Origin of the sequence: Sphingobacterium sp. UBA1897, assembly GCF_002337775.1 — a bacterium.
Taxonomy (GTDB): Bacteria; Bacteroidota; Bacteroidia; order Sphingobacteriales; family Sphingobacteriaceae; genus Sphingobacterium; species Sphingobacterium siyangense.
On sequence record NZ_DDGR01000022.1, the window covers coordinates 17,705 to 32,234 of the forward strand.

Annotated in this window: 12 protein-coding genes; 2 read left to right on the top strand and 10 right to left on the bottom strand. The window is 39.0% G+C overall.

What is annotated here, in order from left to right:
* Nucleotides 1-43 precede the first annotated feature (43 nt).
* The 8 genes from B4N43_RS12715 to B4N43_RS12750 all read right to left on the bottom strand — a co-directional run bounded on the left by B4N43_RS12715 (nt 44) and on the right by B4N43_RS12750 (nt 8,783).
* Nucleotides 44-3,214 (bottom strand): efflux RND transporter permease subunit, encoded by a 3,171-nt coding sequence (locus B4N43_RS12715; protein ID WP_075992754.1) that lies wholly within the window; start codon nt 3,212-3,214, stop codon nt 44-46.
* A 38-nt stretch (nt 3,215-3,252) separates the two neighbouring features.
* Nucleotides 3,253-4,410 (bottom strand): efflux RND transporter periplasmic adaptor subunit, encoded by a 1,158-nt coding sequence (locus B4N43_RS12720; protein WP_075992753.1) that lies wholly within the window; start codon nt 4,408-4,410, stop codon nt 3,253-3,255.
* A 26-nt stretch (nt 4,411-4,436) separates the two neighbouring features.
* The gene (locus B4N43_RS12725) at nt 4,437-5,762 is read right to left on the bottom strand and encodes a TolC family protein (protein WP_075992752.1); all 1,326 of its coding nucleotides are present in this window, start codon (nt 5,760-5,762) and stop codon (nt 4,437-4,439) included.
* Between the two features lie 8 nt (nt 5,763-5,770).
* A complete protein-coding gene (locus B4N43_RS12730; protein WP_286735110.1) occupies nt 5,771-6,358 on the bottom strand; it encodes a TetR/AcrR family transcriptional regulator in 588 nt (195 codons plus the stop codon).
* Nucleotides 6,359-6,652: 294 nt separating this feature from the next.
* A complete protein-coding gene (locus tag B4N43_RS12735; RefSeq protein ID WP_075992750.1) occupies nt 6,653-7,072 on the bottom strand; it encodes a c-type cytochrome in 420 nt (139 codons plus the stop codon).
* Between the two features lies 1 nt (nt 7,073).
* Nucleotides 7,074-7,721 (bottom strand): SCO family protein, encoded by a 648-nt coding sequence (locus B4N43_RS12740; RefSeq protein WP_120334303.1) that lies wholly within the window; start codon nt 7,719-7,721, stop codon nt 7,074-7,076.
* A 101-nt stretch (nt 7,722-7,822) separates the two neighbouring features.
* The gene (locus B4N43_RS12745; protein ID WP_075992748.1) at nt 7,823-8,245 is read right to left on the bottom strand and encodes a hypothetical protein; all 423 of its coding nucleotides are present in this window, start codon (nt 8,243-8,245) and stop codon (nt 7,823-7,825) included.
* Between the two features lie 40 nt (nt 8,246-8,285).
* Nucleotides 8,286-8,783, bottom strand: coding sequence for a PaaI family thioesterase (locus B4N43_RS12750; protein ID WP_070563819.1), 498 nt, complete (start codon nt 8,781-8,783; stop codon nt 8,286-8,288).
* Between the two features lie 91 nt (nt 8,784-8,874).
* Here B4N43_RS12750 and B4N43_RS12755 point away from each other — a divergent pair, with 91 nt between their 5' ends.
* Complete coding sequence (locus tag B4N43_RS12755; RefSeq protein ID WP_075994819.1) at nt 8,875-10,107, top strand: MFS transporter; 1,233 nt, start codon at nt 8,875-8,877, stop codon at nt 10,105-10,107.
* A 244-nt stretch (nt 10,108-10,351) separates the two neighbouring features.
* Here B4N43_RS12755 and purN read toward each other — a convergent pair whose 3' ends face one another.
* The gene (gene purN / locus B4N43_RS12760; RefSeq protein WP_070563826.1) at nt 10,352-10,924 is read right to left on the bottom strand and encodes a phosphoribosylglycinamide formyltransferase; all 573 of its coding nucleotides are present in this window, start codon (nt 10,922-10,924) and stop codon (nt 10,352-10,354) included.
* Between the two features lie 157 nt (nt 10,925-11,081).
* Here purN and B4N43_RS12765 point away from each other — a divergent pair, with 157 nt between their 5' ends.
* Nucleotides 11,082-11,576: a TlpA family protein disulfide reductase gene (locus tag B4N43_RS12765; protein WP_075992746.1), complete on the top strand. Its 495-nt coding sequence runs from the start codon at nt 11,082-11,084 to the stop codon at nt 11,574-11,576.
* Between the two features lie 61 nt (nt 11,577-11,637).
* On the opposite strand, the gene clpB is transcribed toward B4N43_RS12765, so the two are convergent.
* Nucleotides 11,638-14,238, bottom strand: coding sequence for an ATP-dependent chaperone ClpB (clpB, locus tag B4N43_RS12770; protein WP_075992745.1), 2,601 nt, complete (start codon nt 14,236-14,238; stop codon nt 11,638-11,640).
* Nucleotides 14,239-14,530: the final 292 nt, after the last annotated feature.

Below are 14,530 nucleotides of genomic sequence, written 5' to 3' on the forward strand. Positions count from 1 at the left end.
TGCTGTTAGCTCCGTGTGGATTCTTCACAGAGGCAGCGTATAATTAGTGTGAACTTAAATTTTTCGCTTTCTCTTCATCGAAATTAGCTTCTAATTCAGCCAATTTTTTCTTACCGTATGCCATACGTGTAATCACAACGAATAGCACTGGAACGATAAAGATCGCTAGGAGTGTGGCTGCAGTCATACCACCAAATACCGTCCAACCGATTGTTTGGCGAGAAATTGCTCCAGCTCCATGGGATAGCATCAATGGAATAATCCCCAAGATGAAGGCAAAGGACGTCATGATAATTGGTCGTAAACGCAATTTTACAGCATCTAATGTCGCTTCATAAAGGTTCATCCCAATATCAACCCGTTCCTTAGCAAACTCAACGATTAGAATCGCATTCTTAGCAGCAAGTCCAATGATGGTGACCAGACCAATCTGTGCATAGATGTTATTATCCAATGTAGGGATTAATGTTAGGGTTAATATAGCCCCAAATACACCTAGTGGTACAGATAACAAAATGGAGAAAGGTACAGACCAACTTTCGTATAAGGCAGCCAATAGTAAGAACACAAACAGGATACATAAGGCAAAAATTTGGATGGTCTTTGACCCGGATTGCATCTCTTGAAGAGATAGACCGGAGAACTGGTAGTCAAAACCTTCTGGTAATGTTTGTGCAGCCACTTCTTGCAAAGCTTTCAATGCATCTCCAGATGAGAAACCGGGAGCCGAACTACCATTAATCTCGATACTTCTAAAGATATTGTAGTGGTTGATGATTGAAGGCATTGTCATTAATTCGTACTTGACCAGTGTACCCATCGGTACAGGGTTCCCAGAAACATTGTTGACATACAATTTGTTGATGTCTTCAATATTCATACGGTACGGAATATCAGCTTGTGTCACGACACGGTAACTACGACCATACTTTGTAAAGTCATTGACATAGCTACTTCCCAAATAGGATGATATTGTCGAATAAATACTTGAGATAGGCACGCCCATACGTTTTGCCTGTTCACGATTGACCTCCAATTTGTAGTTTGGAGAATTGGTATTAAACATCGTGTAGGCCATTCCAATTTCCGGACGTTGGTTGGCTGCCATCAAGAATTTGCCGACTGTTGCTTCGAAATCTTTGATATTTACAGTCTGTAAATCCTGTACTTGCAAAGAGAAACCTCCAGATGTACCTAAACCTGGAATTGCCGGCGGTGTTACCGCCAATACCCGTGCTTTGGTATAACCCATGTATTTACCCATAATCATTCCAGCGATATCGTTTGCAGTACGTGTACGGGTTTCCCAAGGTTTAAGAGAAACGAACACTGTTGCTCCATTGGATTTAAACGCGCGGTTTAGGATATTGATACCAGAAATTGCGGTAACATACTTGATTTCAGGGAAAGTCTTGTGTAGATCGGCTTCAATCTCTTTAAGGACTTCATTAGTACGTGCAGAAGAAGAACCTTCCGGCAAAGTAATACCTGCAAAAAATGCACCACCATCTTCCGAAGGAATAAATCCTGTCGGTTTGGTTGTAAACATCCAGCCTGTTCCGATAAAAATACACAACAGAATGATCAATACAAGTGGTGCTTTTTTGATTGCTTGTTTTACACCATTGGAGTATCTGATGGTCACCTTTTCAAACCAGACATTAAATTTGTAGAAAAATTTATTCAAACCTTTGGCACCTTCATGTACTGCTGTTGGTTTTAATAAAATCGAACATAATGCTGGGGTCAACGAAAGGGCAATAAATGCAGACAACATAACGGACACAGCGATCGTGATGGCAAATTGTTGGTACAATTTACCGACCATCCCAGGGATAAAACCTACAGGAACGAATACGGCAGCCAAAATTAATGCAATTGCAATAACCGGAGCGGTGATATCGCCCATGGCGCGACGTGTCGCTTCTTTTGCATCCAGCTTATAATGGTCGATATAGTGCTGGACAGCTTCCACCACAACGATGGCATCATCCACCACAATACCGATGGCCAATACAAAGGCGAGCATGGTCAGGTTGTTGACCGAAAAGCCAAACATCAGGAAGAAGATGAATGTACCGATGATGGATACCGGAATTGCCAATACGGGGATTAATGTTGCCCTCCAGCTTTGAAGGAAGAAAAATACCACCACTGTTACCAGGATCAATGCTTCAACTAGGGTATGGATAACCGAAGAAATTGAGGCATTTACTACCGAAACTGTCTCGTAACTGATGGTATAATCTACGTCAGTTGGAAAAGATTTCTTTAATTTTTCCAATGCTGTCACAATACCTTCTGCGGATTCTACGGCATTTCCTCCCGGGGTCTGGTTAATCATCATCGCAGATGAGGTCATACCATTTACGGTAGATGATGTACCATAATTAAATTGACCCAATTCAACACGTGCAACATCCTTTAAAAGTACGATAGATCCATCTTTGTTGGTTTTTACAACGATGTTTTCAAAGTCTTCCGGATTCGAAAGGTCACTATCGGTAATGATTGGATATTCAAATACTGTCGAAGACTCTTGTGGACGTCCACCCACACTACCACCAGGTATGCGGGAGTTTTGTTCCGCAATCGCTGTCGATACATCGGCCGGGGTCATGCTTAGATTAGCCAATTTATTTGCATCTAGCCATACACGCATTGAAAACGGCTGACCAAAAGCGGTTACGTCACCGACACCTTTCACACGTAAGAGCGCATCTTTAACGTATAAGTTATTGTAATTGGCCAAGAAATTTTCATCTCTTGTTCCTTTTGGTGAAGTTAAGGCAACCAACATCAGGATATCGTTATTGGCTTTACGGGTCGTAATTCCCAGACGTCTCACAGCTTCGGGAAGGGCTGGTTCAGCGATTCCCACGCGGTTTTGTACGTCTAAGGTCGCAATATCGATATCCGTACCTACTTCAAATGTCACCGTAATTGTTGCTTGACCATTTGACGTACTATTGGACGACATATAAATCATGCCAGGTGTACCATTGATCTGACTCTCGATAAGAGTTGTCACGGTTTGTTCAACCGTCTGTGCATCAGCTCCGGTGTAATTGGCCGTAACCGTTACTGTTGGAGGTGCAATAGAAGGATACTGGCTAATTGGCAACGTGGATACTGCAATGATCCCGATAATTGAAATCAATATCGAAATAACGATTGCGGTAACTGGCCTCTTAATAAATACTTCTGAAATCATTCTATATCTTTTAGATTCTCTTTAAAAAATTAATGGTGTTATTTTCCTTGAGGTGCTCCTTTGGCAGCCTGTTGGGCAGCGACAGCAGCATCAACTACTTTAACTCCATTTTGGACATTCATGGTACCGTCGACGATAATCTTTTCACCGTCTTTGACACCTTCTTTAATCACAATTTTATCACCAGCTTTAATACCTAATTTTACTTGACGTATTTCGGCTTTACTGCTATCATTCACCGCATAAAGGTTAAATACCCCGAGCTGCTCAAAGACCGCTTTGTAAGGTACAACAACTTCTTCTGTAGCCGAGGTTGTTGATACATTCATCGTAATATTCATACCAGCCCGCAATTCGTTGGCATTGTTCGGGAAAGTCGCCCGCACTTTGATTGTTCCGGTAGCAGGGTCAACTGCGCGGTCAATGGTTGTGATCGTTCCTTTGCCTTCATAAGTGCTTCCATTTGGCAATAAAAGAGAAAGGTCCGAAGATGAATGGCTACTTTGCAATTGAGTAAATTTGGCAATATCCTTTTCGTTTACCTGAAACTCAACAGCAATTGGGCTGGTTGAAGACAAAGTATTCAATAGGGTTGTACCTGGGTTAACCAAGGCTCCCAAACGTACCTGTGATATCCCTACAGTACCACTGAAAGGAGCGCGGATCGTCGACCGTGATAAGTTTGTATTTGCAGTGACCAATGCCGCACGAGCCGACTCTACCTGTGCCTGAGAAGCTGCTACATTTGATACTGCATTGTCAAAAACCTGCTTCGCAATCGCATCTTTATCGGCCAATGTCTGGTAACGTGCTAAATCTCTTTTTTGTCGGTCCAAATCAGTCTGTGCGACCTGTAAGCTTGCTTTAGCTTGTTGGACAGCTGCGTTGTAGCGTGTTCCATCAATTTCATAAAGAGCTTGTCCTGCGGAAACTACTGCACCGTCAGAAACATATATTTTTGTGATATAGCCGCTTACTTCCGCATATAGATCTGCTTCGTTCAACGGTTTGACTGTTGCTGGATAGCTGATTGTACCTGTAACAGTCTCATGCGATGCGACACCAAAGCTGACAGGGACAACTTTTTCAGCCTGAGCCTGTGCTGCACCTTGCTTTTTTGCATCTTTATTTCCACAAGAGGTCCATACTAATGCCGTCCCAAGGAAGAAAGCGAATAATAATTGTCTTTTATTCATGATTTGTATTAGTTTCCGTTTATTGATTAATTTGTGTGGATTGCCCCAACTGCTTTCTGAACATCCAATTTACTTGATAATAGCGCATAAAGGGAGTTCAAATAATTGAGCTGTGTTGTTTTGAGATCAGTCTCTGCCGTCATTAAATCGAGGTAAGTTTTGATACCTTCGTCATATTGAAGTTTGATTGTCTCGTATACTTCTTTGGAGAGATCCACATTTTCTTTAGCTGTTTTCCAGTCATTTAAATTTGCATTATAGGTTGCCTTTGCCAACGAATATTCTGTGTTAATGCTGTTTTCTAAATTTTTGATATCCCAGTCAATTCTTTCTTCCTGCAATCTGGATTTATTGATTTGTTTTTTACGTTTAAACCCGTCGAAAATTGAAAAAGAAACATTTAGGCCAGCTACTGAACCCGGGAAATTGTCGGAATAAAGCTTACTGAATTTATCATTTCTATAGTTGAATGCGTAATTATAAAAGGCACTTACGCTTGGTAAATATGTCCATTTATAATACTGTGTGCTCAACTGTTGAATCTTTTTCGATGTTTCCAATTGTTGGAATTCAATTCGATTAGAGACACTTATTCCTGCAGTTGTATCAAGTAGAATCTCTGATTCCATACTGCTATTGTCAAATGAAAGCGTCAAATTTTTGCTTTTATCCAAAGCTAGCAATTGTTTAAGGTATTCGTATTTATATTTACGAAGCTCAACCGTTCTTTTCTCGTCAGCATTCGAATTTGCCAACGCAATTTGCGCTCTCTTATAGTCGGTTTTATCAACTAAACCCACATCATATTGTGACTTCGCATCTTTCAATTGTTTTTGAAGGCGAGCAATATTTTCGCGAACAATCTTGATCTGCTCTTCCGAGGTAAGGATGTCATAATAGGCTTTACTGACCTCCACAACAGCTGTTATTTTTTTGTTCTCCGTATTTTGTTTATTACCGAGACGTACCAGCTCAGCGGCTTTTTTTGCCTGCATTAGCTCCGGATTAAGGATCTGTTGGTCTGCTTGAAGCGTTAAGGCACTCGCATTGTTCTGCCCCATTTTAATATTATTTCCGCCAATATTTGCTAATGGAACAATGACATTATAATTGTAACTTCCTTTTAGACCCAATTGTGGATACCAACCTGAAAGGGAGATGTCAATATCTTTTTCACCGATGGCCTCGTCCAATTGTGCTTGTTTTACAGAGATTTGATTACGTAAGGCGTAATCAATCAGCTGCTGAAGTGTTGCATTTGCCGGCAAGTTTTCAGATTGCTGTTGTGCAAATCCTGTATTACTCAAAAGCGACAGGGCCGCCAAGGAATAAACGATTCTATTAAACTTCATATATGTAATTAATTATTTTTTTCTCTATTAATAGCTCCATCCCAAATAATCCCAATTAAATCTTCTACATTCTGTTCAGAGAATTTGAGATCTTTAAATTTGATACTGTGAACAGTGGATAAGGCTACACCAATATAACTGGCCACCAAAAGATGGACGTCTACCTGTTTCAATATTTTTCGGTCAATGCCTTCTTGTAAAAAATCAACAACTTTATTTTGTCCACCTACAGGTTCTTGTATCTCAGCTTTGTTTTTCTCGTAATAAGGAGACGAAAAAAACTGTTCAAAAAAACTGAAGATATGCCCATTTTCTAAATAAAACTTGACAAAGTTGCGCCAGATATGAACAAAGGAATCTTTATAATCGAAATCATCTTTTATACCATCAAAAATGTAATCATTCAGTAATGTTCTACAATGCTTGAACAGTGCAAAGATTAGGTCATCTTTTGATGGAAAATAATGGTAGATAGTTCCTATTGCTACATCAGAATCTTGTGCGATTTTGCTCATCGGCGTTCCATGGAAGCCGTTTGTTTGTATAAGTTTTAGTGTGCTGGCAAGTACTGCCGCAATTTTTTCATTGGAATTCATCAATCGAACGTTCATTCGGTTGCAAAATTAACGATTAATTTGGATCCAAAATGTCAGAATATTGTTATAAATCAATAAATATAAAACGATTTGAACCAATAATACAATAAGGAAAAAAAGGTGAAATTGTTTTCAACTTTTTATTTTTTTTGATGGGCGGAGGGGAAGTAGTGCCAAGAGTGCCAGGGTTGTAGCTTGATTGTCGCTTGCAGATTGGCCCGAAGATCTTTCTTAGAGGAGGTGGATCGGTTGCATAGAAAAAAAAGCGTTGGCTTATAAAACCAACGCTTTTTTCTATTTACAATTTTTTAAATTTTTCTCCACTTCTTCCAGAGGATATAGATTCTTTCCTTTATTGATCTTGGTATTGATGTATGTTAATACATAAGCGATATCAATTGCAGAAAGATTTGAAGCGGGCATGGTATTATTAAACTTTTTGCCTGCTACTTCAAGTTCTCCGGAAGTCCCGTGCTTGATGATACAAGCAAGCTCCTGACGATGCGTTTGCAGAAAGGTAGTATCGGTTAGGGGAGGATAGAGATTTCCCAATCCTTCACCTTTCTCTCCATGACAATTTTGACAATGTGTCCGGTATACCTTTTGACCATTAACCGCATATTGTGCCGTTTTGATATCAACTTCCTGCTGACAACCAATCAAGATCGATAAAATAACCCCGATCGTTATACCTGTTGTTAAGAGAATGCGCATGTTATTTTTTAGCCCCACTCAAGAGTAAAGGTAAATCGTTCATCAATTTTTTTACCTGCTCATCGTTTGTACCGTCGTAGGCACCCCGAATTCTTTTATCCTTATCTATTAAGACAAGGTAACCTTGATGATCGTAACCTCCAGGTGCATTTTTATCTTCAGCGGTATAAACCAGGTATTGATTGGCTAGACCATATATTTCTGCTTTAGTCCCCGAAACAAATTGCCAGTGATTATTGGTTACACCCAATTTATTGGCATAATCTTTCAGTACATAGGGTTGATCGTATTTAAAGTCTATACTATGGGACAGGAAACGAACTTCTTCATTATCCTTGTATTGCTGGTATATCTTTAATAGGTTGCGATTCATCGTCGGACAGATACTTGGACAATGGGTAAAGAAGAAGTTGGCGATATATACTTTACCCTCAAAATCTTTATCTGAAATCATTGTACTATCCTGATTGAGCAGTTTAAAAGGTGGAATAGTATGATAGACTGTATCTACGATTTGTTTTCCATCAACTGTTTTTTCTACAGCTTCTCTTTCGCCATAGATGGGTAGGCTTGTCTGGCTATTGTTTTTACAGGAAAATAAACCGAGTAAAAGGCCAGTTGCGCAGTAAAATTTAGTTATGGATCTCATGTGTTTAATAGTTTTGTTTGTAAAAGCTTGATTCCATCTTTACACGAACAATTTAATGTTAATCTAAAGCGGGGTGGACTGCGTTATTTGAATTTTTGGATTTAAAAATTCTTTAATTTGTCTTGGCTTTCTTTAGAAACATTATCAAATATTTTTTTCATATCACTTACTTTTTGCAGCTCTGTTTCAAAATATTTAACATCTGTTGAATCTGGGTTATATCCTTTCATCCAGTCCATCATATGGTCTGTAGCACTTTCTAAATTAGCTTTCAATGTGCTTAGCTCTTTTCTTGTTAAATTGGTGTCTAAATCAGCCTTAGTTGTTTTTAGGTTTTTTAAATTTGCCAAAATAGAATCTATCTTAACAGCATCGCGGTCGAAATGAGCGATTTGAGGCATAATTTCATCATGTATCTTAATAGTTGAATCTTGCAGGGCTTTTACACCTGTTGCACCATTTCCCTGAGTTCCACATGCTGCTATTGCCAAGGATGCGATAGCTACAAACGCGATTTTATTCATGTTTTTTGTTTTTTGGTAATTGGACAAATATATTAATTTCTTATGGCTCAATATTTCGATTTCTGGAAGGGAATGTAAAATTCAAGTCACGAATATAGGTTTCACAACGTACCGTGGCACAGAGATCGCCAGACTTATCTTTAATTTCCAGTGTAAAATCCTTTACTACTTTGCCTTTTGTGCGGATAATATGGGCACATTCTTCAAGGATTTCCTCGGAGAGTTGCACAGAATATTCCACGCTGGTTTTGCCGGGTTTCTTAAAGGTGATCTGTGATGATTTTAACCAGGCCACCGTTTTCTTAAAACCAATCTTTTGAAGATACTGATCAATGAGGATGGGGAATATTGGATCTGCTGCAGAAAAGATCGTTCCGCCAAATAATGTTTTGTTGGTATTGATATTGAATGGTGTCTTATAAATTTTTACTTTGGCGCCTTGGAAGCCGGGGCTAATTTTTTTAACCCAGATTCCCTGAAATAGAAATGGTGGGTAAATACGTAATAGCCATGTTAAGGCAAGTGGACTATATCTCATGATGCAAAAATAAAACAATGTGTCGGATTATTTTTCGAAATCTTGGTTTTATAGCTTCACTATGGTATTTTTACAGATCAAAAAACCTAAAATGTCAACAATAAAAGAAAAACAATCCAGCAAAAAAGTATGGTTACTGGTTATGATTGCATCACTGGGCTATTTCGTCGATATCTACGATTTGATTATTTTCTCCATAGTTCGTATCCAGTCCTTCACTGATATTGGCGTCCCTGCGGAAGAAATGCGGGTAAAGGGTGAATTTGTGCTCAATATGCAAATGGGCGGTTTGCTTTTGGGTGGAATTCTTTGGGGGATTATAGGGGATAAATTTGGACGTTTAAAAGTGCTTTTTGGATCGATTCTTTTATACTCTGTAGCGAACATTGCAAATGGTTTTGTACATGATGTGCTTATGTATGGTATTATTCGTTTTATAGCGGGCGTTGGATTGGCCGGAGAACTGGGGGCGGGAATTACCTTGGTTTCTGAAAGTATGCATAAATCAAAACGCGGTTATGGGACCATGTTGGTTGCCGGTGTCGGTGTTTTAGGCGCTATATTGGCCTATTTTGTCTCGGAAGAATTTGACTGGCGGACGGCCTACTTTGTCGGTGGTGGAATGGGCTTACTGTTGTTACTGTTGCGCATTGGCTCTTTTGAATCAGGATTATTTAAGGATCAAGATAAATCGGGTGTTGTGAAAGGAGATATCCGTATGCTTTTTACAAATAAAAGCCGGTTAAAACGGTATGTTAACTGTCTCTGTATTGGCCTTCCAATCTGGTTTGTTGTCGGTGTTTTGGTTACACAGGCTCCGGAAATCGGCAAGGCCTTGGGGGCTACAGGTACACTGAGTGCTGGTCAAGGGGTGATGTTTACCTATATCGGTATTTCTATCGGGGATGTACTGGCAGGAATATTCGCACAGATTTTAAAATCCCGCAAAAAAGTGGTGTTTATATGTCAATTAATTATCATTGGAAGTTCACTATGGTATTTATTGAGTGATGGTATTACAGCGACAAAGTTTTTAAGCCTTGCCTTTATAATGGGCTTAGGAGTAGGATATTGGGCAACCTTTGTGACTATCTCAGCGGAACAATTTGGTACAAATCTCAGAGCAACTGTTGCAACGACGGCCCCCAATTTTGTACGGGGTGCACTCATTCCGTCAACAATGCTATATGGACTTCTAGTAAATGCATTTGGAATTGTGCCAGCAGCAATTACAATGGTTGTCGTTCTTTCGGGTATAGCAATTTATTCGTTGACCCAGTTAGAAGAAAGCTTTGATAAAGATTTAGACTACCTGGAAGAGTAGTCAACAAATAGCTATTTTTTTCGTCCCGGACATTTTTTACAGCGTTTGCCTTCTTTATATTTTTTGCAACACTTTTTAAAGCAGGCACAAGAAAAGTCAGAAAAAGGGTTCATAGCCGTATTCCGAAACTGAAACAACCCGGCTTTATTTTCTGACTCATCGATCTCCAACACAGATTCAATAACTTCGTTCATAATACAAAGTTACAATTTGTTTAAAACAATTCTAAATAATAGAATTGTTTTTACATTTTTTTGATAAGATTTTCAATTATTTTAGGGAAGTACTGATGTTCGAGTTGCTGCCCTTTAAATTTAATAATGTCTAAAGTATCGTTGGGATCCACTTTGAATCGTGCTTGGTATATAATTTCCCCCTCGTCAAAATGTTCATTTGCGAAGTGGATCGTAATGCCATGTTCCTCTTCCTTATTGGCCAAAACGGCTTTGTGCACATGGTCACCATACATACCTTTGCCACCATATTTTGGTAGGAGAGCAGGATGTATATTTATAATTTGATTTGGAAATGCTTTCAGAAGGTTATTCGGAACGAGCCAAAGAAAACCTGCCAAAACAATCAGATCAATATTTAAGTTTTTAAGAATATTGACAACGTTGTCGGTTTTGTAAAATTCATCACGATCAAATATATGTGCAGGTATTTCAAAATTGTCGGCTCGTTGAATAACGTAAGCATCAGGGTTATTGGATAAAATCAAGGCAACCTCAGCTTCATCTGAATACTTGAAATGTTCCATTATTTTTTGAGCATTGGACCCTGAACCTGAAGCAAAAATAGCAATTCGTTTTTTCACGATTAATAAGTATTAATAGATTTGATCGATTTAAAAATTAGCCCAAACTTACGGATTTTTTGTAAAAAAACTAAAATAATAGTTGACTGAAGCGCATTTTTAAGTATTATTGATTAAAATTAATTGAATAGTCACTGTTGGTTTAAATTTCTTTAACATGAGGTTCCTTTGTTCCCTATTTTTTGTAAGTGTATTTTTCTTATTTCAACCTGTTTTTGCACAGGCACCCAAAACACTTCCATCGTTTACTTTTGAGGAGGTCTATCAGGCTAACAAGTTTAATTCGGACAAGCTTCCAAAATCGGGTTATATTGTGTTGGATTTTTACGACCCGGGTTGTGGCCATTGCCAGAAAATGGGCGCTGGTATCGCACAGCACTTGTCCAAATTCAAGAATGTATCCTTCTATTTTATCTCCATGAATGACAAGCCTTATGTCGATGGATTTATTAATATGCATGCGAAGGCATTGAAAAGTGCCCCAAATGTCAAATTCTTGTTTGATGCTGGAACCCAATTTATTGAAAAATTTAAACCAAGCAATTACCCTTCGCTTTATATCTATGATGCAAAAACCAAAGTATTGGTGCAGCATTTGGACGGCGAAGACGATATAAACAAGTTGTTAAAAGCTTTAGGTATTACAGGTTAAATGTTTAAAAATTAGCAATAAAAAAAAGAACGTCCGATAGTACTATCGGACGTTCTTTTTTTTATTGTTCTTGTTTATTGATGAACACAAATTTACCGTCGAATACATCCAGACGAATAATCGAATCGCGATTTACTTTTCCGGATAAAATTTCCTTTGATAATTCATTTAAAATTCGTTTTTGAATAACACGTTTTAAGGGTCTCGCTCCATAAATAGGGTCATAACCAAGCTGTGCCAACCAATCCATTGCTTCATCAGAAGCCGTAATGAATATATTTTGTTCGGCCAGCTGTTTCTGAACATGTGCAAATTGTAAACGAACAATATCTCCAATTTCGTCTCGACTTAATGGCGTAAACATAATCACTTCATCGATACGGTTCAAAAACTCGGGGCGAATCGATTGTTTTAAAAGATCGAAGACCTCATTGCGTGTTTTGGCGATAATTTCATCCCTATTATCATCGGTCAGATGACTGAAATTCTCCTGTATAATGGTTGACCCCGTATTGGAGGTCATAATGATAATGGTGTTTTTGAAGTTTACCGTACGACCTTTGTTGTCTGTAAGATGGCCATCATCCAATACCTGCAATAGGATATTGAATACATCGGGATGAGCTTTTTCAATTTCATCTAACAAAACAACAGAATAAGGTCTTCTTCGGACTGCTTCAGTCAACTGTCCGCCTTCATCATAGCCGACATATCCCGGAGGCGCTCCGATTAAACGAGACACTGCGTGTCGTTCTTGATATTCCGACATATCAATACGAACCATGGATTGTTCGTCGTCAAATAAGAACTCGGCAAGTGCTTTTGCAAGTTCGGTTTTTCCGACTCCAGTAGTCCCCAAAAATATGAACGATCCTATTGGTCGTTTCGCATCATTTAATCCAGCACGTGATCGACGAATGGCATCGGAAATAGCTTCTATTGCTTCATCCTGACCGGCGACACGTTTATGAAGCTCTTCCTCTAGATTCAGTAATTTTTCGCGTTCTGATTGAATCATTTTACTCACAGGTATTCCCGTCCATTTTGCAACAACATCAGCAATGTCTTCTGAAGTAACTTCTTCTTTGAGCATACGCTTACTTTCTTGTTTTTCGGCGAGTTCAGCCTTTAGTTTGTCCACTTTTTCTTGCGCTTCTTTAATTCGTCCATAACGAAGTTCTGCTACCTTTCCATAGTCTCCGGAACGCTCGGCCTGCTCAGCTTCGAGTTTGTAGTTTTCAATATTCTCAATCTCTTGATTGACATTGTCAACAAGACTCTTTTCTTCTTGCCACGATGCTCTCAACGTATCTCTTTCTGCAGATAGATTAGCGATACTTTCCGACAGTTCTGCGACTTTTTTATCGTCATTTTCACGTTTCAAAGCTTCACGCTCAATTTCCAATTGCATGATACGACGTTCAAGCTCATCGACAGCTTCCGGTACAGAATCCATTTCAAGGCGCAATTTGGATGCTGCCTCATCAATTAAATCAATCGCTTTATCTGGTAGAAAACGATCGGCAATATAGCGCTGTGACAATTCCACTGCAGCAATGATAGACTCATCCAGAATGCGTACCTTATGGTGTGTTTCGTAGCGTTCTTTTAGGCCACGGAGAATGGAAATGGCATCTTGCGTGTCAGGTTCTTCAACCATGACTTTCTGGAACCTGCGCTCTAATGCTTTATCTTTCTCAAAGTATTTTTGGTATTCGTTTAAGGTTGTCGCTCCAATTGCACGTAGTTCACCTCTAGCTAACGCCGGTTTGAGGATATTAGCCGCATCCATTGCGCCTTCACCACCTCCAGCACCCACTAATGTATGGATTTCATCGATAAAGAGTATAATGTCTCCATTGGAATCGGTAACTTCTTTTACAACCGCTTTTAGACGTTCTTCAAATTCACCTTTATATTTAGCTCCGGCAACCAAAGCGCCCATATCTAAGGAAAATACAATCTTAGATTTTAAGTTTTCAGGTGCGTCGCCTTTTATAATTCTGTAAGCAATACCTTCCGCAATAGCCGTTTTACCAACCCCAGGTTCACCAACGAGTATTGGGTTGTTTTTGGTACGACGGGAGAGTATCTGCATCACCCGTCTAATTTCCTCATCACGGCCGATAACAGGATCCAATTTGCCGGATTCGGCATATTCATTTAAATTTCGTGCATATTTCCCCAGAGCATTATAGGTGGCCTCCGCATTTTGATCGGTTACCCGACTGTTTCCGCGCAATTCTTTTATGGCGGTCTTTAAGTCTTTTTCTGTAACGCCCTGTGACTTAAGTAATGTTGAGGTCTTATCAGAGGTCGCCAGGATACCCAATAATAAATGCTCTACCGAGACAAATTCATCATTGAATTCTTTGAGATAGCCCTGTGCTTTCTGAAGTGCATTGTTGGCATCGCTACTTAAATAAATATTGCTACCACTAACCTTCGGAAAACCTTCAATTTGTTTGTCAAGTTCAGTTCCGAGATAGCTGATGTTGACATTTAACTTTTTTAATAAGTGGCTGACAACATTTTCATCCACTGTGAGTAAAGCTTTTAAAATATGCGCTGTCTCAATCGCCTGTTGTTGATGGCCAGCCGCAATTTCGGATGCTTTTTGTATAGCCTCTTGGGCTTTAATTGTATAGTTGTTAAAATTCATTTTTATTCTCTTATTTAAAGTTTCGTTGATACATATTGGTTATAACAATTGAAGTGCCATTCGGTTTTTAAGCCATACTTCGGAAAAAATGGCAATATTTTTTATTGAATCATGACAAATTTTCAGTTATTGAAAATAATGCGCTTGATTTTTAAATAATTGGCTTAACAGGGTATAAAATTCTTGAAATCGACTTGCATTTTTGGTTTAAGCTTTCGATATTTGCAGCATCTTAAAACGGTCAGACGTTGTAAGATTGAAAAGAAGTAACGCCTCTTTAGCTCAGCTGGTA

Bases quoted from the DNA above. Each gene is read 5' to 3' on its own strand.
- clpB (WP_075992745.1), bottom strand. From the start codon at position 14,238: ATGAATTTTAACAACTATACAATTAAAGCCCAAGAGGCTATACAAAAA.
- B4N43_RS12755 (WP_075994819.1), top strand. From the start codon at position 8,875: ATGTCAACAATAAAAGAAAAACAATCCAGCAAAAAAGTATGGTTACTG.
- B4N43_RS12750 (WP_070563819.1), bottom strand. From the start codon at position 8,783: ATGAGATATAGTCCACTTGCCTTAACATGGCTATTACGTATTTACCCA.
- B4N43_RS12730 (WP_286735110.1), bottom strand. From the start codon at position 6,358: ATGAATTCCAATGAAAAAATTGCGGCAGTACTTGCCAGCACACTAAAA.
- B4N43_RS12765 (WP_075992746.1), top strand. From the start codon at position 11,082: ATGAGGTTCCTTTGTTCCCTATTTTTTGTAAGTGTATTTTTCTTATTT.
- B4N43_RS12735 (WP_075992750.1), bottom strand. From the start codon at position 7,072: ATGCGCATTCTCTTAACAACAGGTATAACGATCGGGGTTATTTTATCG.
- B4N43_RS12715 (WP_075992754.1), bottom strand. From the start codon at position 3,214: ATGATTTCAGAAGTATTTATTAAGAGGCCAGTTACCGCAATCGTTATT.
- B4N43_RS12740 (WP_120334303.1), bottom strand. From the start codon at position 7,721: ATGAGATCCATAACTAAATTTTACTGCGCAACTGGCCTTTTACTCGGT.
- B4N43_RS12720 (WP_075992753.1), bottom strand. From the start codon at position 4,410: ATGAATAAAAGACAATTATTATTCGCTTTCTTCCTTGGGACGGCATTA.
- B4N43_RS12745 (WP_075992748.1), bottom strand. From the start codon at position 8,245: ATGAATAAAATCGCGTTTGTAGCTATCGCATCCTTGGCAATAGCAGCA.
- B4N43_RS12725 (WP_075992752.1), bottom strand. From the start codon at position 5,762: ATGAAGTTTAATAGAATCGTTTATTCCTTGGCGGCCCTGTCGCTTTTG.